Below are 23,766 nucleotides of genomic sequence, written 5' to 3'. Positions count from 1 at the left end.
CGTGGTTACGCTTCGCTACCGCCTCCGGGCCTGACTCGCTCATGCGGGCTGCTGACTGTTCTGCGCGATCCGCTCGGCGACCTGCAGTCCGGCCGAGGTCATGATGTCGAGGTTGCCGGCGTAGGCGGGCAGGTAGTGGGCCGCGCCCTCGACCTCGAGGAACACCGATACGCGGTGCGTCGGGAACAGGGCGTTGTCCTTGGCGAGCAGGGTGTGCACCGGCTGGTCCTGCGGGATCGGGTCGATCTGTACTTCCTGCTTGAGCCGGTAGCCCGGCACGTAGGCCGCCACATCGTCGACCATTTTCACGACCGAGGCCTTGATCTGATCGTGCGAATCCTCGTCCGGCGCGTTCACCAGGCAGAAGACCGTATCGCGCATGATCAGCGGCGGTTCGGCCGGATTCAGGATGATCACCGCTTTACCGCGTTCCGCACCACCGACGGATTCGATGGCATGCGCGGTGGTCTCGGTGAATTCGTCGATATTGGCGCGGGTACCGGGGCCGGCGGATTTCGAGGCGATGGACGCGACGATCTCGGCGTAGGGCACCGGCACGACCCGCGAGACCGCGGCGACGATCGGGATCGTTGCCTGACCGCCGCAGGTCACCATGTTCACGTTCTGCGCCTCGAGGTGCTCCTCGAGGTTCACCGGCGGCACCACGAACGGGCCGATCGCCGCGGGAGTCAGGTCGATCAGGCGTTTACCCAGCGGGGCCAGCCGGGCATGGTTCTGCTCGTGCGCCTTCGCCGAGGTGGCATCGAAGACGATCTCGATCTCGTCGAAATTCGGCAGCGCGATCAGACCCTCCACCCCCTCGTGGGTGGTCGGGACCTTCAGACGCGCGGCGCGGGCCAGACCGTCGGATTCGGGGTCGATACCGACCATCGCGCCCATTTCCAGGAACCGGGAATGCCGCATGACCTTGATCATCAGATCGGTGCCGATATTGCCCGACCCGATGATCGCGACCTTGGTGCGGGTGTTGTTGTCACTCATTGGGAGACCTCCGAAGCGGTGGTGAAGGAAGCCGAAACCGTCCCGAGGCCGGAGATGGCGGCAGTGACGGTGGCACCGGGGTGCAGCGGCCGCATCGGACCGAGCGCGCCGGAGAGGATCACCTGGCCGGCGCGCAGCGGTTCCCCGAAGGTGCGGGCCTGCTGCGCGAGCCAGGACAGGGCGTTGAGCGGGTCGCCGAGGCAGGCGGCGCCGTTACCGGTGGAGACTTCTTCCCCGTCGATGCTCATGCTCATGGTGACGTCGATGGGCTCGAAATCGTCGAGGGTGCGGCGCTCGCTGCCGAGGACATACAGCCCGCTCGAGGCATTGTCGGCGACGGTATCGGCGAAGGAGATGTTCCAGTCGGTGATCCGGCTGTCCACGATTTCCAGCGCGGCCATCGCCTCGGCCACGGCCGCCCGGCACTGGGCGATATCGAGCGGACCCTCGTCGAGGTCGGCACCCAGGAGGAACGCGACCTCGGCCTCGGCCTTGGGCTGCAGCAGCCGGTCGATCGGGATCACATCGCCGTCGGCATAGGCCATATCGGAGAAGAGCACCCCGAAATCAGGCTGGTCCACGCCCAGCTGCTGCTGGACGGCCTGCGAGGTGGCGCCGATCTTACGACCGACCACCGTGACCTCCGGGCTGACCCGGGCCGCATTGAACCGCTCCTGGATCCGATACGCGGTGGCGACATCGTCGGGGCCGATCAACCCCTCGCGCAGGGGCGCACAGGTTATGCGGGTCTCCGCGGCGGTGATCAGCCGCTGCGCGGCACGGGCGACGATGGACTCGTCGACACCGGACGCGCTGGTGCTGTCGACAGTGGTTGCCACCACGACCTCCGTTCTCCTCATCGTTGGGTGCTACCAGTGCACACCCCTGCACCCCAGCTGAACAGCTAAATGGTCCACTCACTGGACCACCTGGCCGGAAAGACCGCCGGTCTCGCCCGCGCCGCCGAAACCTCCGGTCGTCCGGCTGCCCGATCCGCGCGACGGCCCACTCGCGACGACAAGTGCCCGATACAGCACCTGATACGTTGAGCGCCCGGTACGGCAGTTCGAACAGGAGATCGGTATGCAGGTCGCGGGAAATGTCTTCGTCGTCACCGGAGCCGGAAACGGAATCGGGCGCTGCGTGACGCTGGAGTTGATCGATCGCGGCGCGATCGTCGCCGGCGCCGATCTCGACGAACAGGCGCTGGCCGGCACCGCCGCGCTGGTCTCGGACCGGACCCGATTCACCACCCATCCCCTCGATATCGCCGACCGCGACGCCGTGGCCGCGTTCCCCGCCACCGTGCTCGCCACCCATGGCCGGGTGGACGGCCTGTTCAATATCGCGGGCATCGCCCAGGAGCTCCGGACCATCGCAGACCTCGGTGACACCCGCATCGAGACCCTGATGCAGGTGAATTTCTTCGGCGCGGTGTGGATGACGCGGGCGTTCCTCCCGCATCTGCTGGAACGTCCCGCGGGGGTCGTCCTGAACACCTCGAGCCTGTCGGCGATCGTTCCGGTGCCGGGCTCGGCCGTGTACGGCGCGTCGAAAGCCGCCCTCGCGCTGTACAGCTACGGACTTGCGCAGGACCTGCGCGGCCGCTCGAACGTCACGGTGACCACGGTGCTCCCGGGTTCTGTCTGGACCGACCTGGTGCGCAAGGTCTCTCAGCAGCTGGGCGCGCCCGAGAAAGTCGCCAAGGCTTTCTCCGGGAAGCCGGAGAAGGTCGCCCGCCGGATCGTCGATACGACCATGAAGGGCAAGGGCCGGGTCGTCATCGGCAAGGACGCCCGCGTCTACGACTTCGTCCGGCGGTTCAGCACCCGGGCGGCCGACCGGCTGTCCTACCTGCAGGTCGGTCACGGGGTCTATCCGGAACGCACCGCACTCGCCGAACACCGCTGAACGCGGCCGGGTTGCCGATTGCCGGACCTCGAGGTCTCGGCAGGCAGGATCCGCGAGCCGCTCAACTCGTGGCCGAACCGCCGTCGCGCTGACCCTGATCCGTCTCATCCCGGTCGACTGCGAGATGCTGAATCCCGAGTTTCTCGGCGAACAGGTGGCGCTGGGTGATCCAGCCGAGCACCGACAGCGCGACCCAGGCCAGCGTCGAGGTGATCTGCTGCCAGCCCGTTTCCGGGCTGCGCAGGAACTCCAGTGAATCGCTCAGCCGCGCGACACCGCTGAGCACCATGCCGGCACCGCCGATCGAGGTGAGCCACAGCAGGGCCCGGGCCCGGAACTTCTCCGCGAGAAACGCGCCGGCCACACACACCGCGAGCGCCACGATCATGCTCAGCGCCCAGTTCTTGTCGCCGGGCTGGAGCACCATCGCCAGTTTGGTGCCGATCATCGCGCCGGTGAGACCACCGATGAAATAAGAGGCGAACCGGAAGATCAGCGAGGTCACCACCCACGACGAGAGCGCACCGATCAGGCCGATCAGCAGCAACCACCAGAACGAGGCGTTGAACAGATCGGCGATCAGCCAGCCGATCCCGAAGCCGATCGCCAGGATCCCCAGGTGGACCGACCGGATGCCGTAGAAGCACAACAGCGCACCGACCACCGCAACGATGATGCCGTTCACGGGCACTCCTCTCGACTGCCGAGCACGAGCGGGACAGGCGATCCTCCCTCACCCTAGTCCCATCCGGCCCGCACTCCCGGTGCACGCCACACCGTCGCGGCGCAGCTCAGCGGTAGAATGGTCCACTGACCGGACCGACCCCGAGAGAAAGAGCACCATGCCGGAACGACCACTCGACGACCGGTCCGTCCTGGGCCGGGCACTCCTGATCCTGGAGGCGTTCGGCGTCGAGGATCAGGCCGTCGGACTGTCCGAACTCACCCGGCGCACCGGCCTGCCGAAAGCCACCGTGCACCGGATGAGCCGCGACCTGGTCGCGGCCCGCTTGCTCAGCTCCTCCCCCGACGGCTACCGCCTCGGCCGCGGCCTGTTCGAACTCGGCATGCGCGCGGCCACCGAACGCACCCTGCTCGAGGTTGCGATCCCCTTCCTGCAGGACCTGTTCACCCGCACCCACGAAACCGTGCACCTCGGCGTCCGTGACGGCGACGAAGTCGTCTACATCAGCAAGATCGGCGGCCACCGCCAAGCCCGCGCCCCCTCCCGGATCGGCGGCCGAATGCCGTTGTACTGCACCGCGATCGGCAAAGCGCTGCTCGCCCACTCCGGCCCCGGAACCATCGACCGGATCCTCACCGGCCCCCTCGTCCGCCGCACACCCCGGACGGTGGTCGCGCCGGGCCTGCTGCGGGCGCAACTGACCCACTCCGTGGAAACCGGAGTCACCTACGAACACGAGGAATCAACCCTCGGCATCGCCTGCGTAGCCGCCGCTATCCTCGACGGCAGCGACGAACCGCCCGCCGCGATCTCGGTCACCGGCCCGGTCACCCGCTTCCGGCCCGAAGCCCACGCGTCGTCGGTCCAGGCAGCCGCCGCGGGCATCGCCTCCATCCTCGCCCGCCGCCCTCAGGCCGGTCCCTGACGACACCGGCCGCCACGGTGGCTCGAGTGCCCTGCGTCCGAGGGCAGCCGGTAGGCCCACACCTACCGCAAGCTGCACTGCCACCTGGATATCTCGCGTCCGATCTCGGTGGCCGGCGGCTCCTGATACAGCCATTCCCGCGCGATCCGGTGCCAATTGCCGGTCACCTCCAGCTGACCCAGCGCGGCCAAGGTGAACAGGTCCGCTCGCCTGGAGAAAACGTGCTCGGGCGGTAGGTACTGACTGCGCATTCCACGGAATTGCGCGGCCCGGGGGTCCACGGCGAGTACCAGCGCACCGGTCGCCAGTGCGGGGGTGATGGTGATCTCCTCGTCGAGCAGATGCCAGCCGGCCGCGGACCAGACATATTCCAGGCATTCCCGCGGGCTCACCCCCGAGCCCGGATCGACGATGCCGCGACCGACCCAGGATTCGTACAGATCCTCGGCGCGGTATTCACCCGCCGCGCGCAAACAGGCGCGCTCCAGATCGACATGAGCCGGGTCCATGTACTTGTAGAGCCCGAAATCGACGAAAGCAACGCGACCGTCGGCGGCGAGCAGGATATTGCCGGGGTGCGGGTCACCGCAGAATTCGTTGTCGAAGAACAGCGAACTCACATAGAAGCGGTAGACGAGCTCTCCGATGTGGGCACGATCCGCGTCCGGCAGCTCCCGCAGCTGCTCGAAGGGCCGTCCTTCCACGAGTTCGGTCACGAGAACGCGCGGCGCACAGTATTCCCCGATGCTGTCCGGCACCGTGATGAACGGATGGCCGCGGTACCGGGCGGCGATCAAGTGCTGGGTCCGGGCTTCCCGCAGATAATCGAGTTCGGAATCGAGATTGCGGGCGATCTCGTCCAGCACCCCGGCGTCGGCCGCGCTGGGCAGCACGGATTTCCACAAGCTGCTGAAGAATTCCAGGTTGCGCATATCGGCGGCGATAGCCTCGGCCACCCCGGGGTATTGCACTTTCACGGCGACCATCCGGCCGTCCCGGAGTTTCGCCCGGTAGACCTGGCCGATCGACGCCGCGGCGATCGGATTCTCGTCGAAATCGGCGAAAATCCGTGCCAACGGCCCGATCTCGTCTTCGATCGTTCTGCGCATCTCGGTGAAGGGAACGCTCGGGGCGCGATCCCGGAGTTCCCCCAGTTTCACCCGGAAAAGCTCGCGATGCGATTCCGGGACCAGGTCGAGATCGAGAACCGACAGCATCTGCCCGAGTTTCATGGCGGCGCCCTTCATCCCGCCCAGCACGGTCACGAGTTGCTGCGCCGCCTGCAGTGTGGATCGTTCGGCGAGTACCCGCCGCGCCTCGTCGGTCCGGCCGATCATCGACAGCCGGGTCCCGAGCCCCCGGACCGCCTGCTCCGCGGCCAGCCGGCCCAGCCGGCCACCCCGGACGACCCGGCCCGTGGGCACCCGTCGCGCCATCATCCACACCTCCACCAACCGCGCACGCATCGCACACGCGCGCTCGAATATTCTCGGCAGCCGGGCCGGCGCCAGTCAGCGGAACGCCCGAACAGCCCCGTCACTATCCGGACAGACGACTCGAACTGACGACCAGAGCCGAGCGCAGATACCACAGCCCCGCCGCCTGCGAGAGATCGAGCCCGGTCAGCTGCCCGATCCGGCGCATCCGATAGTCGACGGTATTCGGATGGATATGCAGCCGGCGCGCGGTGCGTTGCCGGTTGAAGTCCGTGCCGATATACACCCGCACGGTTTCCATCAGCTCGGGGTGCGCGTCGAGCGGCCGCAGCCGCGCATCCAAGATGTCGCGGCCGATCCCGGGCCGGGTCAGCTGATGTTGCAGCGCCAGTTCGGCGAACCGGTGCAGGCCCGGGCCCAGGCCCACGCGTTTCACCGTGTCGAGGAATTCGTGCACATGATTCGCCGATACGGCGATATCGTCGGTGCGCGCGCACAGCACCGTCGCGGTGATCGGCACCTCGGCCGCCTCGGCCAGCCGCGCCACGATATCGTCGAGTTCCGGTTCGGCGCACAGCGTCGCGGGCACCAGCACGGTGCCGCCGTCGACGGACAGTAACGACAGGGCATTCCCGCGAAGTTCGGTGGCCAGCGCGGCCTGCACGCGACGCAACTTCCGGACGGCGACGAAACGCGGATCACGGCCCGCCCGCTTTTCCTCGGTATGCGGCGGTAGCGCGACCGCGAGGACGTAATAGTCGCTCGCGATCCGGATCCCGCATTGGCGGGCCACTTTGGCGGTGGCACGGCCGCTGAGCAGCGCCGAGGTCAGGACGTGCACGGCGGTGTGGTGTTCCTCGGCCAGCGCTTTGTCCTCGTGGACATACGCTTTGCCGATGGCGGCCGTGATCAGGTCGAGCAATTCCAGTGTGGTCGCGGCGCCGGTGACGATCGACTCGCTGCCCGCCGGGTTCGCGCGGGCGAACAGCATATGCAGGCCGGCCTTGAAGCCCTGGTGCAGGGCATGCAGCACGGTCTCGATCGGGATACCCGCCCGCGCCCACCCGGCCGCCGCGACGTACAGCGGATCGACACGGTCGGGCAGCCGGTCACCGTCCAGGCGGCGAACCGCCCACCCCAGGCAGACCCGGACCGCCCGGGCGACTTCGCCCGAGATGACGTCGGCGGGGAGATCGGTGAACGGTGGTACCGAACTGCTGAGCACCCCGACCAGTTCCCGGGACAGCCTGCGTACCTCCTGAGGGGAGTACCGCCGATCCGGAACCTCGCATGCGGTGCACGTCATGCTCTCGGTCGTCACAGGCGACCTCCTTACCGGGCGTATCTGCTACTCCCCGAAACGGTAATTCGGCCGACCGCTCACCTTCTACTCCGCTTTCCGGATACGCCGAGCGCTCACCAAAAGAACCCCTACCAGCGGAAACCGTGCGAAAAGTGATCTCCGGGCGAGACCCGGAGGACCGCAACGTGGAGAACCGCTCACTTCTTGCGCTCGGCCTCGATCCACGCGCCGATCATGCGCGCGGTCATCGCTATGGACTCCTGCCGCTCCTCCGCGTCGACCTCCAGCGCCGAGGCCCGCAACACCGCGGCGAAGCCGGTGTTGATGATCACGAACGCCATCAGGTCGTATTCGCGGTCGTCCCCCGGGCCGAGCACCTGGATGATCATCACCTTGATCAGCAGCCGCAGCCGCGGTTCGAACTCCGGAAGCCCGCTGCTGTAGAACTGCACACCCGCCACCAAGGCGCGCACCAGCCGCGCATTGGCCACGAGCTCCTCGGTGATCATGGTCAGGATTTCCGCGGCCAGCTCGTGCATCGTCATTCCCGAAAGGTCGGAAACCCGCCGTGTGAGCCGCCGCTCGATGTTCTCCAGCAGCCGTCCGAGCAACTCTTCGACCATCACGGTGCGATCGGCGAAATACCGGTAAACGGTACCGATGCTCAGCCCGGCCTCGGCCGCGATCCGATTGGTCGACGTCTCCGCGATTCCGCGCTCCCCGAACAACCGCGCAGCGGTATCCAGGATATGTTCCCTGGTCAGCTTGGCCCGCTCCTGAGTCGGACGCCGCCGATCACCGGCCACCTTCGCAGGCATCGCACCCTCCTCACCCCACAAACCGAGCTCCGCTCACTTTAGTGGTCCGGCGGCTGCCACGGACCGGATCGCAGCGACCGCCGAACGATTACCATCGCGGCATACCTTCCCAGAGCATGCGCCCGGACCTCCCGAGCCTCGAACCCCGCAAAACGCCGATACGCGGCGGCGGTGGCCTTCCGATTCACACCACCCCTTCTATCCGAAGGATCTCGCGTTGACCAGAATTCGAATCCCGATGGGCGCAAAGCAGCACCCGAAGCAGGGTCGGAACCTGTTAGGAACAGGCATTTCCAGGCGAAGCATGAGATAGGCAGAGCAGGTGTGGATGGTTGGCGTCGTCGAGGGCGAGCGCTGCCGTCCACAATGAAGCATCGAGCGATTTCGGGATTCGCCACTGACCGGGTGGGGTTGCCGCGAGGTGTATCCGGGCCGGGTCGAGTTCAGGGACAACCGCCCACCACTGCCGGCCGCGCATCGATCACAACCGCGACGACGAGGGCGGCTTGCCTTTGCCGATCCCGAGTGCCCGCACGTAGCCGAACGGGATGCACTCGAACAGATGCAAAGGACGTTGCCGGGCCGCATCCGAAACGCCCTCAGCATGCTCGGCCCGCTGGCCACAACTCCAGGATGCCGAATCGGGTTGCATACAACACACTTGTACAACTCGGTGTTCAGATTCGATGATCAGATGATCGTAACTCCGTACTTGGTCCGCGCCCGTGGATACCAGCACCCGGCTCTGCATCTCAGAAAGCTGTCGCCACAAGGCATCTCGCATCGTACGAAGACCAAGCCGAACAGATATGGGGCGCAGTGACACCGCACTTGCACGAGGTAGGTTCCGATGGCATCACGGCGTGACTACTACCGTGATAGCGAAGCGCCCGAGCCGAACAACTTGGTTCCCGGAGGCTCGGCCCTCGTCGTCGATGCCAGCGACGCAGTTCTGATGCAACGGCGCAGCGACTCCGGGAATTGGTCGTTTCCCGGAGGGGTCATGGAGATCGGGGAAACCCTGGAGCAGTGCGTGGTCCGGGAAACCAAGGAGGAGACCGGGCTCGATATCGAAATAACCGGGCTCCTGGGTATCTACACCGATCCGCAACACGTGATCGCCTACGCGGACGGCGAGGTCAGGCAGGAATTCAACATCACGTTCTACGGCCGGGTGATCGGCGGCTCTCTCGAGGTCAGTGCGGAATCGACCCAAGTCCGCTTCTTGACACCGGCCGAACTGGAAACTGTCCCGGTGCACGAGACGGTCCGACTTCGTTTACGACATCACACCGAACAGCGGCCGGACCCGTACCTGGGTTGATAAGGAGGGCAGGTTCCGGCCGGACCTGCGTCGAGCGATGTGCGCCCCCGGCGATGCCATCCCCTCCCGCTTCCTTCCGCACCGAGAGACATCGGGAAACTCCTGGAGTAGCGTCGGCGGCGTGCCGGACACCGAACTTGTCGGAGTGCAGAAAACCCTCAGCCCCGTTCTCCGGGCCAAGGCGCTGGACAACCGGCTGCCGGACCCGATCCTCGGCGACGAATACGCCGAGCAGACGATGCACCGCCTGGACCCCGGCTACGACAAGCGCAGATTCGGCGCCAACCAGCTGGGCCTTCCCGCCGTGGTGCGCGCCAAGGCGCACGACGACTGGGCGCGGAGCTTCCTCGCCGATCACCCCGGCGCCGTGGTGCTGCATCTGGGCTGCGGCCTCGACGCCCGCGTGTACCGGATCGACCCGCCTGCCACCGTCGACTGGTTCGACCTGGACTACCCCTCCACCATCGAACTACGGCACCGATTCCTGCCCCCGCGAGAGCACTACACCCTGATCGGCTCCAGCGTCACCGACCTGACCTGGCTGGACCGAATTCCCCGCGGCCGGCCGGTCCTGATGATCGCCGAAGGACTGGTGCCCTACCTGACCGAGGCCGGCCTCCGGCGGCTGCTGACCGACATCGTCGACGCCTTCCCCGGCGGCCAGTTGCAGTTCGACACGGTGGCGGTCTGGGCGTGGCGCACCTCGAAATGGGACCCTACGCTGCGCAAATACGATACGCAGTTCCACTGCGGATTCGACGATCCGGCCGCACTGGCCGAGTGGCACCCGCGACTCGAATACGTGGACGAGGCACCGATGAACGACTCACCGGTGCTGATGGCCAAGGCGCCCGCGAACGCCCGCCGCATATTCCGGCTCTTGAACCTGCTACCGGGTATGACGCGGTCCACCCGCATCGTCCGGTTCCGGTTCTGAGAGCTCTCCCTGGCACAGGTGAATCAGCCGGCGGGCTTCCCGAGCGAAAGGGCGTACCCGCACCTCGGGCGATGTGTACTCAGGTGTGCAGCGTGGGCCGGTAGCTGAGTTCCTGGATATTGCCGTCGAGCGTCCGGCTTTCGATCAGTTCGAGGTCGAAATCCTCGGCACCCTGGAAGATCGGGTCCAGTCCGGTCCGGCCGGTGATCACCGGGAAGAGCGTGACCTGGACGCGGTCGACCAGGCCCGCCGCCATCAGGGCCCGGTTCATCGACAGGCTGCCGTGTGAGCGGAGCGGTACTTCGGACTCCTCTTTGAGCCGGGCGACAACGTCGACGGCGTCGCCGCTCGCGACGGTCGCGTCCGGCCAGTCGAGGGGCCCCTCGAGGGTGGTCGATACGACCGTGGCCGGCAGGTTCCGCATCCGGGTGACCCATGGGTCGCGCACCTCGGAATCCTCGCTGCTCGCGGCGAGCATCTCCGTGAACAGTCGGTATGTGTTCGCCCCGAAGATCATTCGCTGGTCCTCCGCGTACAAGGCGAGGCGGTGGTCGAGCAGCTCCGGGCCTTGTTTCCCCCAGTAACCGGTCCAGTCGCCGCTCGCCGCGCCGTAGCCGTCGAGGCTGGAGAAGACGTCGAAGGTATAGGTCGTGGTCATTGCGTTCTCCTCGGGTGCGGTCGAACGGGTACGCGGATTGAGACCGGTTTCGGGTGCGGAACTCATCGTCCAGCGAGACGATGTCACCGGCGCGCCGGGCTATACCTTGCTTCGCGTCCGGGCTGCGGGAGCCCGAGCAGTGTATTCGAAGCCACATCAGCGGGCCGCCCGGTCCTCCGCGTTTCGTCCCGATAGCGCCCGTCATCCCGCGACCGGCCTTGACGCCCGCAGCGACCGGTAAGCCGACGTAGCTCCACGCGGGCGGCCCGAGGCGTCAGCGCCGCGCCCGAGGTCGTGGCCCGCCGCGACCTGGGGAACAACTCGGCACTGTTGCGTGTTGTACGGGCTGCCGTTACTGTAGGTGCGGTCTTCATCTTGTGGACGTAGGTGGATTACTCCCTCCCACAAGGCTCCGCATTCGTTACTTCGGTATTCGACCGCCGCGACTCCGACAGTGTCCGGTGCCGGACGGATTTCATCCGCAGTAACGCCCACGTCGCCGCCGCATGCGGCGAGAGTCGTATGCGACTTTCACGGCACCGAGCCGGTTCCGCAATCACCCTTCAGGAGAAATATCATGCAGGACAATACTATTCACAGACACGATCATTCGTCCGAGGACGGCCGGACATCGGTCGCGGGCATCCTCGATATCACCGACAACCATGGCTCGCTGCGCGTCGACGGCTACCTACCCGGACCGCGCGACGCTCATGTGCCGCCACGACTGATCCGCGAGTACGGACTCCGGCGCGGCGATACCCTCACCGGGACAGTCGGACCCAAACGTGACAGCGCGAAACTGCCGCCACTCGTCCGGGTCGACAGCATCAACGGCCTACCGCCCGGAAACGCGAAGTCGCGACCGCACTTCGCCGACCTGGTCCCCATCTACCCGCAGGACCGCTTGCGGCTCGAAACCGAACCGCATGAGCTGACCACACGCGTCACCGATCTGGTGATGCCGATCGGCAAGGGCCAGCGCGCCATGGTGGTCGCCCCGCCCAAGGCGGGCAAAACCTCTGTGCTGCAATCCATTGCGCACGGTATCGCCAAGAATCATCCCGAATGCCAGCTGATGCTGGTGCTGGTCGGGGAACGTCCCGAAGAGGTGACCGATCTGTCCCGCGCGGTACCGGCCGAGGTCGCCGCCGCGACCTTCGACCAGCCGGCCCGCGACCATATCGCGCTCGCCGAACTGGCCATCGAACACGCCAAACGTCTCGTCGAAATGGGCCGCGACGTGGTGGTGCTCCTCGATTCGCTGACCCGGCTGGCCCGCGCATACAACCTGGCCGCCGCCGGGTCCGGCCGCATCCTGTCCGGCGGGGTCGACGCCGCGGCCCTCGCACCGCCGAAGAAATTCCTCGGCGCCGCCCGCAATATCGAGAACGGCGGCTCGCTCACCATCATCGCCAGCGCCCTGGTCGAGACCGGCTCACTCGCCGACACCGTGATCTTCGAGGAATACAAGGGCACCGGCAACGCCGAACTGAAGCTGGACCGGCACGCCGCCGACCGCCGCCTCTTCCCCGCCATCGATATCGACCGATCGAGCACCCGCAAAGAAGACCTGCTCCTCACCCCTGATGAGCGCACCGCCACGCAATCACTGCGAAAGACCCTCGCGGGCCGCGACCCCCGGCAAGCGCTCGAACTGCTGCTGACCGGTCTCGGGCAGACCGAGACCAACACCGAATTCCTGACCCAGATCCGCACCGCCGGCTGACCTTCACGGGCATCCGGAGAGGAACAGCGTCAGCTCGCGGCCCTGTTCGCCAACCTCGGTGCGCTCGGCTCGGGACAGGCGACGCAGTGGACTGACGCGCACGGTACCGGCATCGACGGTCCACGTCGCGGCGACCCGGCCGTCGACCAGCACGACACGCTCACCGGCGACCGACAGGCCACGGTGGGCGTGGTCGATGATCCGGCCGCGGTCGTGGTACCCGAGGATCGCGTTGTCGAAGGCGGGCAGGAACCGGACGGGGGCGGGTGTATCGGGGTCGGGGCGAGGCGCGTCCGGGAGGTCGAGTAGTTCGCGGCCGTGTTCGTCGCGGTAGGTGATCAGTCTCTCGCGGATCGCGGCCACTGCAGCGGGGAGTCCGGCGAGCCCGCACCAGGCGCGCAGATCCGCCACCGTGGCGGGGCCGAATGCGGCCAGATAGCGAACGATCAGTGCTTCGCCGACGGGATCCGAGCCGGCGGGGGCAGGTGGGTCGATCTCGCGACCCAGCCACGAGGACAGGGGCACCGTGCGCGCGCCCGCATTCCGGCGCCACAGCCCGCGCGGTGGTAGCTGCACCATCGGGACCAGGGCCGCCATCACCACCTCGCCCAGTGCCCGCGGGCCGGCGGCCGGCCATTGCGCGGCGAGCGTCCGCCCGAGTTCGGGCATCGTGCGGGGTTGTTCGTCTGCCAGCACCGCCCGGGCCGCGGCCGCGAGTTCGTCGAGATCCACACCGTCGAGCTCGCGGCGGTAGACGCCGAGTACCCGTTGGCGCAGCATGGCGCCGTGCCGCGCCCGCCATGCCAGTACGTCGTCGGCGGTGACGAGGTGAACCGTGCGGCGCATCAGGTGGGTCCGCACCACCCGCCGGGTGGTCATCAGATCGTCGAGGGCAGCCGGGGCGAAGCCGCGGAGCCGTGACCAGAGCCCGACGAACGGTTCCTGTGGTTCCTGTGCCTGCATTCCGCACAGGTGCGCGACAGCGTCGAACACCGGCAAATCGGCCCGTTCGAGCAGTAACTGCCGGGCGAGCGTCGCCCGGTTGAGCGCACGGGCATCCAGCACGGTCACAGGTCACACCACCGCACTTGCTCGGCGGATGATCCGGACACAGTCGGGACGGTCGCGGCCGTCCGCCGGACCGGTCACGGTGCCGAACACGGACTCGTAGAACTCCAGCGCCGCACGAGCGTGGCCGCGGATATTCAGGCGGGTTGTGGTGGCGAGGGACAAGGTTGCTCCCGATTCGGCTCGGTGGTCGGTATAAGCAACATTCGCAGGAGAAGCGGCCAGTTTCCGGCCTCTATTATGCGCCCTATCTCCGGCGGCAAATCCACCGGCACCGCTGCCGCCGACGACCGCCCGGCCCGCCGCTGCGGGCCATCGCCACCCTTGCCCTCACACCGCAACTTGCGGCGCTGGCCGAGTACCTGAAACCCGCCGTCGAGCAATGGCGAGCGCAGCCGTTCGCCGGCGGGATGGGCGCCTGATCCACGTCCGGCCGGACACGCTTCGGCGCCGACCCCGGCCGCGGGTCGCGACGGACGCGGTGAGCGGAACGTAATCCACTCGTGCCCGTGATTCATGGGGACGAAACGAACGCCTCGTAGCTTTTGGATACGAGCTTGGATCCAAACTCGGATACAAGTCCGGAGGGCTTCACACGAGGAGAACGTATGGTCTCGCCTACCGCACCCGGAATCCATATCGGTGGTCTCACCAAGAAATTCAAGGTCGGCCGGCGCCGCGAGGTCACCGCCCTCGACGGTGTGGACATCCAGTCCGGCGAAGGAGAATTCGTCACCCTCCTCGGCCCCTCGGGTTGCGGTAAGAGCACCGTGCTGCGCATCCTGGCCGGGCTGGAACCGCAGACGGCCGGCACGGCGCTGGTCCACGGTGAAACGCCGCGGGATATGCGCAGGCACGACCATCTCGGTATCGCGTTCCAGGATGCGGCGCTGCTGCCGTGGCGCTCGGTCCGCACGAATATCAGGCTGCCCCTGGAGGTTTCCAAGAAGCCAGTGGACGAAGCCGCCATTCAGGAACTGATCGATCTTGTCGGCCTCACCGGGTTCGAGAACGCCCGGCCGGCGCAATTGTCCGGTGGCATGCGGCAACGGGTGGCTATCGCCCGGGCGCTCGTCGTGCGACCACGGGTCCTGTTACTGGACGAACCGTTCGGCGCACTCGACGATATGACCCGGCAGAACCTGAATATCGAACTACTGCGCATCTGGACCGAACGCCCGGCGACAACGCTGATGGTCACGCACGGTATCTCGGAGGCGGTATTCCTCTCGGACACGGTGGTGGTGATGAGCCCCCGTCCGGGCCGTGTCCAGAAGGTGGTCGAGATCGACCTGCCCCGGCCCCGCACCCCGGAAATGATGCGCACCAGCACTTTCCACGAATACGTCGATCTGCTCTCCGCTGTCCTGTTCGGCTCCGGCGAAATCATCCCGGCCACTGCAGAGGTGCGAGCATGAGCGAGTCAGGCCCGGAGGCGGCAGCGAAGCGTAACCACGCAGGGCCCTCGCTCATGCTCGATGGACACAGCATGAGCGAGTCGGGCCCGGAGGCGGCAGCGAAGCGTAGCCACACAGGGGCCTCGCGCATGCTCGGTAGAGGCAGCAGGAGATACCTGCCGGTCGGCGGATCACTGATAGTCCTCGCCGCCTGGCAGTTGATCGGCGCTACGGGAGTACTGGGCCCGGCCATCGCGGCTCCGGTCGATATCGCCGGAGGGCTGATCTCCGACGGTGCCGACTTCTACGGCCTGCATCTCCCGGTCACCCTCGCGTCGGCGGCCGCGGGTTTCTTCTGGGGCAATCTGGCCGCGATCGGTTGCGCGGCGCTGGTACTCACCGTGCCGGTGGTGGAGAAGCTGGTCCTCCAGATCGGTATCGCCTCGGCCTGTGTCCCGTTGATCGCCATCGCCCCCATCCTCGCGGCATGTTTCAACGGACCGGTGACCTCGGCGATCATGGCGGCCGTCTCCGTTTTCTTCACCACGTTGGTCGGCACGATCAACGGACTACGGCACGCCGACCCCGTCAGCGAGGATCTGGTACGCGCCTACGGCGGCGGCAGATTTCTCGTGCTGCGCAAGGTCCAGTTGCTGTATGCCCTGCCCGATATCGTCACGTCCTTGAAAATCGCGGTTCCGGCGGCGCTGCTCGGCACGATCATCGGCGAATTCATGGGGCAGGAGCGCGGATTGGGCGCCGCACTGGTGGTCGCACAGCAGTCGAGTGAGGTCGTCCGCACCTGGGGGATCACGCTGGTGTGCAGTGTGCTGGCGGGCAGTTGCTTCCTCGCCGTCGGGGCCGTGCAGCGCTTCGCCACCCCCTGGGCCGCCGCTACCGAATCGGAGGCCCGGGTATGAGTAACGCGACCCTGACAGGGCATCCCGTGACCCGGAGCGCGGTCCGGACAGTGGTCACCCTGACCGGCGCGGTGGCCGCCATCGTGACCGTCTGGACGATATTCCTCCGGGTGGTCGAGGTCAGTCCGTTCGTCGCGAAGTCACCGGGCGATGTGGTCACCTACCTGTTCTCCGCCCCGGAGGCCGCGGCCAATCGCTCCGCGATCATCTCCGACCTGCTGCGCACCCTGGCCGATGCCGCCTACGGGTACCTCCTCGGGCTCGCGCTGGCGGCGGCGGTTTCACTCCTGTTCTATTTCTCGCGAACCGTCGAGTCCATGTTCACGCCGACGGTGACCGCCGTGCACGCGATCCCGATGGTGACCGTCGCACCGATCCTGGTGCTCATCTTCGGCCGCGGCGCTCTCGCCACCGCGGTGATCGGCGCCGTGGTCGTCGTCGTGCCGGCACTGCTCACCATGCTGCACGGAATCCGTGCCGCACCCCGGGCCGATCTCGACATGCTCACCGCGTTCGGCGGCTCCACCTGGCAGATCTTCCGCAAAGTCGCGCTTCCGCACGCCGTGCCGACCTGGTTCGCCGCGGCCCGGGTCGCGGTGACGACCTCGGTCGTCGGCGCGCTGCTGGCCGAATGGCTGGCGACCGGAGAGGGCCTCGGCGGGCAGATGCTGCGCGCCGCCAACGAATTCCAGTTCGACCGGCTGTGGGCATCGGTGGTCGTACTCACCGTCGTCTGCGTCGTGATCTATCAAGTCGTCGCCGTTGCCGAGGATCTCGTCGCCGCCCGGATGAGCGCTCCTCGCTGAGCGCACCCGTTCCACCCACGCACCAACGATCATCGGAGCACCCATGTCTGCACAATTCGATCGCCGCAGGTTCCTGACCCGCAGCCTCGCGGCCGGTGGCCTCGCGCTGGCCGGCTCGGCCGCCCTGAGCGCCTGTGTCTCGGGTGGCGCGACCACCGACTCGGGGGGCGGATTCGGCGTTGCCTCTCAGCGGCTGGCCTGGATCAAGAACACTCAGTTCGCGGGGAGCTATTTCGCCGACCGCAACGGCTACTATCTCGACGCCGGTTTCACCGGGGCGGATCTCGTCGCGGGCGGGCCGACCGCACCGCCCATCGAATCCGATGTGCTCAGTCGCACATTCGCCGGCGTTTCCCAGGTGCCGATTGTGGGATCGGCAGTCGCCAAAGGAGCGCCGCTGAAGATCATCGGTGCGGTGTATCAGCGATATGCGGGATGCATCATGTCGATGGCGGCGAAACCGATCAACGGTCCACAGGACCTCTACGGCAAAACGATCGGCTGCGCGTCGTCCAGCGAACCCGTGTGGCGTAACTTCATGGCCGCTCTGGAACTGGACGAATCCCGGATCAACACCGTCCCCGTCCAGGGCGACCCGATCGGCATGACCGCCGGCGAGATCGACGGTTACCTCGGATTCATCAACAGCCAGCCCGTGGATCTGCGCCACAAGGGCTTCGATATCCACACCACCCTGCTGGCGGATATGGGTTTCCCGCTGGTGGGCCAGACCTACATCACCACGCAGGACAATCTGGACAACAACCGGGACAAGATCAAAGCCTTCCTGAAGGCCGAGATCCGCGGCTGGAAGGATGTTCTCGCCGACCCGCGCCTGGCCACCGATATCACCGTCGACGACTACGGCAGAACGCTCGAACTCGACCGCGCGGCCACCCTCGACTGCTGTCTCGCCGGTAACGAACTCATCCGTAACGGCGAGGACCGGCAGCAGATCGTCGCGATCTCCGACGACACCGCCGCCGCGAATATCGAGGCGATCGCGGCAGGCGGACTGAACCTCACCGTGGACGACCTGTTCGACCTCGGACCGATCCGCGAAGTCTTCGCCGAGAACCCCGACCTCGCCCTCGCCTGAACCCCCTCCGAAAGGCCCGCTCATGCCCGCATTCACCACCGCGCCGGATTTCGTCGTCACCGGTGCCACCGTGGTCTCCCACGACGGACGCCGCCACCAGGACATCGCCGTACGGGACGGACGGATACTCGCCGTCGGTGACGGTCTCGCCACCGAGGGTATCCCGGCGGTCGATGCCACCGGCTTGATGGTTCTGCCGGGCCTCGTCGATATGCACGTCCACCTGCGCGAACCCGGGATGACCGAGAAGGAGGATTTCGCCAGCGGAACCCGGGCGGCCGCCGCGGGCGGCGTGACGACGGTCGTCGATATGCCCAACACCAAACCCCCGGTCGCCACCGCCGAGCGGTACCGGCAGAAGCTGGAACTGGTCCGGAACAAGGCCTATGTCGATTTCGGGCTCTACGGCATGATCGACCACGACAACGACGGCGAGATCGCCGGGATGGCCGAACTGGGCGCCATGGGTTTCAAACTCTTCATGGGCCAGACCACCGGCGACAACCGCTGCCCGAACGACGCGGCGATCTTCCGCGGACTCGAGGCGGCCGCCGCGGCCGATCTGGTGGTCGGGGTGCACGCCGAGAACGACCACCTGCTGCGGATGTTCGGCGACCGGTTACGCGACTCCGGCCGCAAAGACCCGCGGGCGCATCTGGAGGGCCGACCGGCCTTCGTCGAGGTCGAGGCCGTGACCCGCATCGTCACCATGGCCACCGAGGCCGGTGCGAAACTCCATATCCACCATCTGTCGACCGCAGCGGGCCTGCGGCGGGTGATGGATCTGCGCGCTCAGGGACACCGGGTCACGATCGAAACCCTTGTCGCGCACCTGTTCCTCGACGACACCGCCTACGACACCCACGGCAATCTCGTGAAACTCAATCCACCGATCCGGCCCGCCGCCGACGTGGACGCCCTGTGGGCCGGGATCGCCCGCGGCGATGTCGATATCATCGCCACCGACCATGCGCCGCACACCGCGGACGAACAGGCCGAAACCGATGTCTGGCAGGCTTACGGCGGCTTCATCGGTGTGGAGACCATGCTGCCGCTCCTGCTCACTGCCGCGGCTCAGGGAAAACTGACCGTGGAAGATATCGTGCGGCTGTGCGCCTACCGGCCCGCACAGCGGTGGTCGATCGCCGGGAAGGGGCAGATCGCCGCGGGTTACGACGCCGATTTCGTGCTCGTCGATCCGACCGCCGAATCCACCCTCGATGCCGCCTCGCTGCATTCGAAACACACTGTCACGCCGTATCACGGGTGGCCGCTCACCGGGTCCGTGGTCGCGACCTATGTTCGTGGGCGGCTCGTGTACGAGAAGGGTGAAATCATCGGGGAACCGACGGGCAGGCAGGTCCTTCCGGTACGCGAACCGGCCGCTGTCGCACGCTGATGACCACCCACCGAAACCAGCACAAGGGAGAAGGCGTGACCGAATCACCGATATCTCTGCTCGACTCCGGCGGCGACGGGGCCGCCACCGTACGCAACGCGGTGGCCCGATGCCTGGACGAAGTGACCCGCGCCGGCGTGACACCCGGGCGGTCCACCGAAACCTGCGGCGGGTCGTTCGCCGTGATCGCCGGAATCGGCACCACCGCCGCCGGTGCACTGCGCGGCGCCCTGCTGCACGATGCGCTGGCCGCCGCGGGAGTCGAGCCCGCCGACACCATGCCGTTCCCGGATCCGGCGATGCTGCTCACGGACCGGTCCTGGGATCTCGCCCTCGTGCTCAGCCCATGGAAACAACAGGTGGCCGAGCAGTTGGCGACCCGGACCGATTCCGCGGTCCGGACCGGTGTCGTGGACACCGTCGTCCGGGGTACCGGCGGCCCGGCCGGTGTCAACACCAACACCTGGGCGGCGCAGGCGGCGATGGAAACCGTGCTGGGCGGGCGGACTCCGGACACGGTGCTCGTTCTCGGGTCGGGCGGATCGTCGAATTCGGTCGCGCTGGGTTGCCGCCGCGCCTGGCCGGAGGCGCGCCTGATCGGCAGTGCCCGCAACGCCGGAGCACTGGCCGCGTGGGCCGCAAGGTTCGGCGCCGATGCGGTGGCGCCCGGCGAACTGAAGGCATTGTGCGCCGAGCAGGCTCCCGCGCTGATCATCAACACCACCACATGGGGTGAAACGGATACCTCCGAGAAAGATCCTTTCGTGTTCGATTTCGCGGAACTCACCCGGCCGGGCAACTGTTACTTCGACCTGAACAATCGCGTCTCCGCGCTGCAGACCACCGCGCTGCGGTCCGGCATGAACGTCATGTCGGGAACGTTCATGCAGCGGGTCACCAACACCTGCCGCGCGGCACTGCTGAGCGCGAGCCCGCGGTGACCCCGGCGAGCAGTGCCGGTACCCGGCCCGCCGAGGAACAGCTGAGCGTCCGCGAGCGAGTGTATCGATTCCTGCGGCAGCAGATCATCACCGGCGAATACGCCGGCGGTATCCGGTTGACCGAAGAGCAGATCGCCGAGGAGCTCGGCACGAGCCGCACACCGATCCGGGAAGCACTACAGCGGCTCACCAGTGAAGGTCTGGTCGAACGGGTGCGGCGCGGTCAGCTGGTGGTCGTGCAATTCGATGCCGATGTGCGGGCCGAACTGCACGAACTGCGCGTGGCCTTCGATCAGGTGGCGGCCAGGATGCTCACCGCCAAAGTGGACAGCGTGGACTGGGCGGCGCTGTACGGACTGCTGGAACCGCTCGGTGCCGCGCTGGCCGAGCACGGTGTCGCCAGCCCGCAGTATTCGATGGCCCATCTCGAATTCCACATGTCCGTGAACCGAGCCGCGTTCACGCCGGTCACCTCGTCGTTCCTGCAACGGCAGGCCTTCCTCTATCCCACCGACGACTATGTCCAGCAGCCGGGCCACGAACCGGTCTCCCAGCATCGTGTGCTCCTGGACGACCTCTCCAGCGGTGATCCGGAACGCGCCGTCACCGCCGCACGGGTGCACGCGCTACGCGGCCCCGGCAACACCACCCTGATCTGATCTCGCGTCCCCGTACGCCCTTGCCGCCCAGGAGCTCCACCATGTCCGACGATCTCGTCCTCATGTTCGTCAACGGCCAGGCCATGCGCGGCGGATCGCTGCACGACGCCCTCGCCTCCGCTCGATTCCGCGGTGCCGTGCGCACCGCACCGCGGTACCGGTTCTTCTCGTTCGACGATGTGTTCCCCGGGCTCGCAATGGTTTCCGAGGGAGGCTGGGCGGTGCCGGGCGAAATCTACGAAGTGTCCTATGCCGATCTCCGCGACAAACTGCTGCCGCGTGAACCGGCCGAACTGGAACTCTCGGTGATCGAACTGGAAGACGGCCGGGGCTCGCTGAGTATGGTCTGCCGGCGGCTGCCCGGACCCGGCGATCCGGTTTGCGAGATCACCGGCCCCGGCGGCTGGCGCGAACACCGTTCCCCCCTGGCGGATCACGCATGAGGGAAGTCCTGACCGCCGGACGGGATCCGGGAACGGCCGATCACTATCTATGGTGTACCCCGGAAACCGTCAGCTGGGGAACGCTACCCACTGCGCGGACGGCACCGGTCCTGGCGGTCGGCAGCGGCGAGACCGTCACCTTCGACACGGTGTCGCAGGAGGGCCTGATGGAGGATCAGGGTCGCGACCCGATCGCCTACTTCGGGCAGTTCGGCGTCGCGCGCGGGGACGTCCTGCCCGATGCCGTCGACCTCGCCGAATCGGATCTGCACCGGATGATCATGCCAAAGGGCCCCCATATCGTGCTCGGTCCCGTGCATATCCGCGGCGCCGAACCGGGTGACTGGCTGCGGGTCGATTTCCTCGACCTGGCGCCGCGGGTCCCCTACGGGATCATCTCGAGCCGGCATCGCCGGGGCGCGCTGCCCGAGACATTGCCCCGCGAGGCCGACGACAGCCTTCCCGCGGTTTTCAGCAGATTCTGCGCTCTGGGCAGTCCGGGTCGCGCCGAATTCCGGTACGACAAGGGCCGCGCATCGATCGATATCCGGCCTTTCATGGGACTGTGCGGTGTGACCCCGTCCGGCGAGGAAGAACTGAGTACCATCCCGCCCGGGTCGTTCGGCGGGAATATGGATCTCCGGGAGATCGTCGCCGGTTCGGCCCTGTTCCTCCCTGTGCAGATCGCCGGAGCCGGCTTCTTCCTCGGCGATCCGCATTTCGCGCAGGGCAACGGCGAGATCGCGTTGACGGCACTGGAAGGGTCCTTACGCGTGACGGCGCGGCTGTCGGTGCTGAAGCCCCTTCCCGGGCAGCTCCCGGCAACTCCGTTCGCCGAGACGGACGAGCACTGGATCCTGCTCGGCATGGACGAGAGCCTCGATATCGCCATGCGCGAATGTGCCCGGACCGCTGTCGATTTCCTCGCCTTCCGCACCGGCATGACTCCCAGCGAGGCATACCTGTACCTCAGCGCGGCCGGCGATTTCTCGGTGACCCAGGTGGTCGATATCGTGAAAGGAGTGCACTGTGCGATCCGCAAACGAGACTTCGCCGGGTAATTTCCGCCGCGCCGACGGGCGCCGGGTGGCGACCTTGCGCAATGCCGCGACCGTCGACGGACAGCTCGTGGACGTGCACATCACCGGCGATCGGGTGGCGGCGGTGGTCCCCGCCGAAAACCGGCCCGCGGGTGAGCACGATCTGAACCTCAGCGGATACCTCCTGCTCGAGGCACCGGCCGAACCGCACGCACATCTCGACAAGGCGTTCTCGTTCGACGAGATCCGGCCCCCACCGGGCGATCTCGGGAACGCGATCGCGGCCTGGGAGGAATACAACCCCCGGTTGACGGTGGACGGTATCGCCGATCGCGCCCGCCGGACAGCGCTGCGCCTGCTGTCCAATGGCACGACGGCCATCCGCTCGCATGTCAATCTGCTACCGGGTGACGCCCCCCTCCGCGGTGTGCAAGCGCTGGTGCGGGTGCGGACGGAACTCGCCGCCGCTATGGATATCCAGTTGGTTGTTCTGGCCCCGTACTCGGTGGACGACACCGCGATCCACGCCGCGCTGGACCTCGGGGTCGATTTCGTCGGCGGGCATCCGCACCACACCCCCGAGCCGACCGCGAATCTCCGGCGGCTCCTGCGGATCGCCGAGGAGCGAGGGTGCGGTGTCGATATCCACACCGACGAACAGCTCGACCCCGAAATGCTCACCCTCGAACAACTCACGCACCTGGTCGGGGATCGGCCGCCGGCGCGGCCCGTCACCGCGAGCCACTGTGTCAGCCTGGGCATGACCGCGCCGGAGGTGCAGGCGCGGGTGAGCGCCGCAGTCGCGGCGGCGGGTATCGGCGTGGTCACTTTGCCGATGACCAACCTCTACCTGCAGGGGCGTGACCATCCGGTGGCCACGCCGCGCGGTATCACCGCGGTGCGCGCACTGCTCGATGCCGGGGTACGGGTGGCGGGCGGCGCCGACAACGTGCGGGACCCGTTCAACCCGCTGGGCCGGGCCGACGCGCTCGAAACCGCCATGCTGCTCGTCACCGCGGCGCACCTCACTCCGCAGGAGGCCTACCGGGCGGTCAGTAGCGGTGCACGCGAGGTGATGGGACTACCGGCGGCCGGGCCGGCGCCGGGGGCATATGCCGATCTCCTGGCAATACGGGCCTCCGGTCTCGAGGACGCTATTGCCGCGGCGCCCACCGACCGGTTCGTCCTGCGCCGTGGCAGGCTCGTCGCCGCCAGCCGGTCGGAGCGGTCGACCGTCACCCGGCCGGCGGACTGAGCCCGGCGGCG

At 67.2% G+C, this 23,766-nt stretch carries 24 protein-coding genes; 15 read left to right on the top strand and 9 right to left on the bottom strand.

The window, feature by feature from the left end:
* Window positions 1-39: 39 nt before the first annotated feature.
* Window positions 40-1,002: an acetaldehyde dehydrogenase (acetylating) gene (locus tag ACIA75_RS10495; protein WP_397102238.1), complete on the bottom strand. Its 963-nt coding sequence runs from the start codon at window positions 1,000-1,002 to the stop codon at window positions 40-42.
* A complete protein-coding gene (locus tag ACIA75_RS10490) occupies window positions 999-1,862 on the bottom strand; it encodes a 2-keto-4-pentenoate hydratase (protein ID WP_397102236.1) in 864 nt (287 codons plus the stop codon). The genes ACIA75_RS10495 and ACIA75_RS10490 overlap by 4 nt, the downstream gene beginning before the upstream one ends.
* A gap of 223 nt (window positions 1,863-2,085) precedes the next feature.
* Here ACIA75_RS10490 and ACIA75_RS10485 point away from each other — a divergent pair, with 223 nt between their 5' ends.
* Window positions 2,086-2,913, top strand: coding sequence for an SDR family NAD(P)-dependent oxidoreductase (locus tag ACIA75_RS10485; protein WP_397102234.1), 828 nt, complete (start codon window positions 2,086-2,088; stop codon window positions 2,911-2,913).
* Window positions 2,914-2,974: 61 nt separating this feature from the next.
* On the opposite strand, the gene ACIA75_RS10480 is transcribed toward ACIA75_RS10485, so the two are convergent.
* Window positions 2,975-3,598: a DUF4203 domain-containing protein gene (locus ACIA75_RS10480; protein WP_397102232.1), complete on the bottom strand. Its 624-nt coding sequence runs from the start codon at window positions 3,596-3,598 to the stop codon at window positions 2,975-2,977.
* A 157-nt stretch (window positions 3,599-3,755) separates the two neighbouring features.
* Here ACIA75_RS10480 and ACIA75_RS10475 point away from each other — a divergent pair, with 157 nt between their 5' ends.
* Window positions 3,756-4,523: an IclR family transcriptional regulator gene (locus tag ACIA75_RS10475; RefSeq protein WP_397102230.1), complete on the top strand. Its 768-nt coding sequence runs from the start codon at window positions 3,756-3,758 to the stop codon at window positions 4,521-4,523.
* Window positions 4,524-4,585: 62 nt separating this feature from the next.
* Here ACIA75_RS10475 and ACIA75_RS10470 read toward each other — a convergent pair whose 3' ends face one another.
* From ACIA75_RS10470 to ACIA75_RS10460, 3 genes are all read right to left on the bottom strand, one after another.
* Window positions 4,586-5,959 (bottom strand): ABC1 kinase family protein, encoded by a 1,374-nt coding sequence (locus ACIA75_RS10470; RefSeq protein ID WP_397103441.1) that lies wholly within the window; start codon window positions 5,957-5,959, stop codon window positions 4,586-4,588.
* Window positions 5,960-6,062: 103 nt separating this feature from the next.
* A complete protein-coding gene (locus ACIA75_RS10465) occupies window positions 6,063-7,280 on the bottom strand; it encodes a PucR family transcriptional regulator (RefSeq protein ID WP_397102228.1) in 1,218 nt (405 codons plus the stop codon).
* A gap of 179 nt (window positions 7,281-7,459) precedes the next feature.
* Entirely contained in the window at window positions 7,460-8,080 is a 621-nt protein-coding gene (locus ACIA75_RS10460; RefSeq protein ID WP_397102224.1) for a TetR/AcrR family transcriptional regulator, read from the bottom strand.
* Between the two features lie 850 nt (window positions 8,081-8,930).
* Here ACIA75_RS10460 and ACIA75_RS10455 point away from each other — a divergent pair.
* Window positions 8,931-9,404 (top strand): NUDIX domain-containing protein, encoded by a 474-nt coding sequence (locus tag ACIA75_RS10455; protein WP_397102222.1) that lies wholly within the window; start codon window positions 8,931-8,933, stop codon window positions 9,402-9,404.
* Window positions 9,405-9,525: 121 nt separating this feature from the next.
* Complete coding sequence (locus tag ACIA75_RS10450; RefSeq protein ID WP_397102220.1) at window positions 9,526-10,341, top strand: class I SAM-dependent methyltransferase; 816 nt, start codon at window positions 9,526-9,528, stop codon at window positions 10,339-10,341.
* A 79-nt stretch (window positions 10,342-10,420) separates the two neighbouring features.
* Here ACIA75_RS10450 and ACIA75_RS10445 read toward each other — a convergent pair whose 3' ends face one another.
* The gene (locus tag ACIA75_RS10445; protein WP_397102218.1) at window positions 10,421-10,999 is read right to left on the bottom strand and encodes a dihydrofolate reductase family protein; all 579 of its coding nucleotides are present in this window, start codon (window positions 10,997-10,999) and stop codon (window positions 10,421-10,423) included.
* Window positions 11,000-11,576: 577 nt separating this feature from the next.
* On the opposite strand from ACIA75_RS10445, the gene ACIA75_RS10440 reads away from it, so the two are divergent.
* Window positions 11,577-12,728 (top strand): transcription termination factor Rho, short form, encoded by a 1,152-nt coding sequence (locus tag ACIA75_RS10440; protein ID WP_397102216.1) that lies wholly within the window; start codon window positions 11,577-11,579, stop codon window positions 12,726-12,728.
* 3 nt (window positions 12,729-12,731) lie between these two features.
* On the opposite strand, the gene ACIA75_RS10435 is transcribed toward ACIA75_RS10440, so the two are convergent.
* Both ACIA75_RS10435 and ACIA75_RS10430 read right to left on the bottom strand, forming a co-directional pair.
* Window positions 12,732-13,799 (bottom strand): winged helix DNA-binding domain-containing protein, encoded by a 1,068-nt coding sequence (locus tag ACIA75_RS10435; RefSeq protein WP_397102214.1) that lies wholly within the window; start codon window positions 13,797-13,799, stop codon window positions 12,732-12,734.
* Between the two features lie 3 nt (window positions 13,800-13,802).
* A complete protein-coding gene (locus tag ACIA75_RS10430) occupies window positions 13,803-13,961 on the bottom strand; it encodes a hypothetical protein (protein ID WP_397102212.1) in 159 nt (52 codons plus the stop codon).
* A 443-nt stretch (window positions 13,962-14,404) separates the two neighbouring features.
* On the opposite strand from ACIA75_RS10430, the gene ACIA75_RS10425 reads away from it, so the two are divergent.
* Genes ACIA75_RS10425 through ACIA75_RS10380 form a run of 10 tightly spaced genes read left to right on the top strand, consistent with a single transcriptional unit; the run spans window position 14,405 to window position 23,755 of the window.
* The gene (locus ACIA75_RS10425) at window positions 14,405-15,214 is read left to right on the top strand and encodes an ABC transporter ATP-binding protein (protein ID WP_397102210.1); all 810 of its coding nucleotides are present in this window, start codon (window positions 14,405-14,407) and stop codon (window positions 15,212-15,214) included.
* Complete coding sequence (locus ACIA75_RS10420; protein ID WP_397102208.1) at window positions 15,211-16,113, top strand: ABC transporter permease; 903 nt, start codon at window positions 15,211-15,213, stop codon at window positions 16,111-16,113. Before ACIA75_RS10425 ends, ACIA75_RS10420 begins: the two co-directional genes overlap by 4 nt.
* Window positions 16,110-16,919, top strand: a complete 810-nt coding sequence (locus tag ACIA75_RS10415) for an ABC transporter permease (RefSeq protein ID WP_397102206.1) — start codon at window positions 16,110-16,112, stop codon at window positions 16,917-16,919. The genes ACIA75_RS10420 and ACIA75_RS10415 overlap by 4 nt, the downstream gene beginning before the upstream one ends.
* A gap of 43 nt (window positions 16,920-16,962) precedes the next feature.
* Window positions 16,963-18,018 (top strand): ABC transporter substrate-binding protein, encoded by a 1,056-nt coding sequence (locus tag ACIA75_RS10410; RefSeq protein ID WP_397102204.1) that lies wholly within the window; start codon window positions 16,963-16,965, stop codon window positions 18,016-18,018.
* 22 nt (window positions 18,019-18,040) lie between these two features.
* Window positions 18,041-19,417 (top strand): allantoinase AllB, encoded by a 1,377-nt coding sequence (gene allB, locus ACIA75_RS10405; protein WP_397102202.1) that lies wholly within the window; start codon window positions 18,041-18,043, stop codon window positions 19,415-19,417.
* A 35-nt stretch (window positions 19,418-19,452) separates the two neighbouring features.
* Window positions 19,453-20,358 (top strand): hypothetical protein, encoded by a 906-nt coding sequence (locus ACIA75_RS10400; RefSeq protein ID WP_397102200.1) that lies wholly within the window; start codon window positions 19,453-19,455, stop codon window positions 20,356-20,358.
* Window positions 20,355-21,017, top strand: a complete 663-nt coding sequence (locus ACIA75_RS10395; RefSeq protein ID WP_397102197.1) for a GntR family transcriptional regulator — start codon at window positions 20,355-20,357, stop codon at window positions 21,015-21,017. Before ACIA75_RS10400 ends, ACIA75_RS10395 begins: the two co-directional genes overlap by 4 nt.
* A 41-nt stretch (window positions 21,018-21,058) precedes the next feature.
* The gene (locus ACIA75_RS10390) at window positions 21,059-21,460 is read left to right on the top strand and encodes a gamma-glutamylcyclotransferase (RefSeq protein ID WP_397102195.1); all 402 of its coding nucleotides are present in this window, start codon (window positions 21,059-21,061) and stop codon (window positions 21,458-21,460) included.
* The gene (locus ACIA75_RS10385) at window positions 21,457-22,521 is read left to right on the top strand and encodes an acetamidase/formamidase family protein (RefSeq protein WP_397102193.1); all 1,065 of its coding nucleotides are present in this window, start codon (window positions 21,457-21,459) and stop codon (window positions 22,519-22,521) included. The genes ACIA75_RS10390 and ACIA75_RS10385 overlap by 4 nt, the downstream gene beginning before the upstream one ends.
* Window positions 22,490-23,755 carry an amidohydrolase family protein gene (locus tag ACIA75_RS10380; protein WP_397102190.1) on the top strand — a complete coding sequence of 422 codons (1,266 nt, stop codon included), beginning with the start codon at window positions 22,490-22,492 and terminating at the stop codon, window positions 23,753-23,755. The genes ACIA75_RS10385 and ACIA75_RS10380 overlap by 32 nt, the downstream gene beginning before the upstream one ends.
* Window positions 23,756-23,766 lie beyond the last annotated feature (11 nt).

Origin of the sequence: Nocardia sp. NPDC051750 (assembly GCF_044453135.1) — a bacterium.
GTDB lineage: Bacteria > Actinomycetota > Actinomycetes > Mycobacteriales > Mycobacteriaceae > Nocardia.
This window is presented reverse-complemented; position numbering and strand designations above follow the sequence as displayed.

What these genes read in the sequence shown, in the direction of transcription:
- ACIA75_RS10495 (WP_397102238.1), bottom strand. Translation starts at nt 1,002, where the DNA reads ATGAGTGACAACAACACCCGCACCAAGGTCGCGATCATCGGGTCGGGC.
- ACIA75_RS10490 (WP_397102236.1), bottom strand. Translation starts at nt 1,862, where the DNA reads ATGAGGAGAACGGAGGTCGTGGTGGCAACCACTGTCGACAGCACCAGC.
- ACIA75_RS10485 (WP_397102234.1), top strand. Translation starts at nt 2,086, where the DNA reads ATGCAGGTCGCGGGAAATGTCTTCGTCGTCACCGGAGCCGGAAACGGA.
- ACIA75_RS10475 (WP_397102230.1), top strand. Translation starts at nt 3,756, where the DNA reads ATGCCGGAACGACCACTCGACGACCGGTCCGTCCTGGGCCGGGCACTC.
- ACIA75_RS10470 (WP_397103441.1), bottom strand. Translation starts at nt 5,959, where the DNA reads ATGGCGCGACGGGTGCCCACGGGCCGGGTCGTCCGGGGTGGCCGGCTG.
- ACIA75_RS10460 (WP_397102224.1), bottom strand. Translation starts at nt 8,080, where the DNA reads ATGCCTGCGAAGGTGGCCGGTGATCGGCGGCGTCCGACTCAGGAGCGG.
- ACIA75_RS10455 (WP_397102222.1), top strand. Translation starts at nt 8,931, where the DNA reads ATGGCATCACGGCGTGACTACTACCGTGATAGCGAAGCGCCCGAGCCG.
- ACIA75_RS10445 (WP_397102218.1), bottom strand. Translation starts at nt 10,999, where the DNA reads ATGACCACGACCTATACCTTCGACGTCTTCTCCAGCCTCGACGGCTAC.
- ACIA75_RS10440 (WP_397102216.1), top strand. Translation starts at nt 11,577, where the DNA reads ATGCAGGACAATACTATTCACAGACACGATCATTCGTCCGAGGACGGC.
- ACIA75_RS10425 (WP_397102210.1), top strand. Translation starts at nt 14,405, where the DNA reads ATGGTCTCGCCTACCGCACCCGGAATCCATATCGGTGGTCTCACCAAG.
- ACIA75_RS10420 (WP_397102208.1), top strand. Translation starts at nt 15,211, where the DNA reads ATGAGCGAGTCAGGCCCGGAGGCGGCAGCGAAGCGTAACCACGCAGGG.
- ACIA75_RS10415 (WP_397102206.1), top strand. Translation starts at nt 16,110, where the DNA reads ATGAGTAACGCGACCCTGACAGGGCATCCCGTGACCCGGAGCGCGGTC.
- ACIA75_RS10410 (WP_397102204.1), top strand. Translation starts at nt 16,963, where the DNA reads ATGTCTGCACAATTCGATCGCCGCAGGTTCCTGACCCGCAGCCTCGCG.
- allB (WP_397102202.1), top strand. Translation starts at nt 18,041, where the DNA reads ATGCCCGCATTCACCACCGCGCCGGATTTCGTCGTCACCGGTGCCACC.
- ACIA75_RS10390 (WP_397102195.1), top strand. Translation starts at nt 21,059, where the DNA reads ATGTCCGACGATCTCGTCCTCATGTTCGTCAACGGCCAGGCCATGCGC.
- ACIA75_RS10385 (WP_397102193.1), top strand. Translation starts at nt 21,457, where the DNA reads ATGAGGGAAGTCCTGACCGCCGGACGGGATCCGGGAACGGCCGATCAC.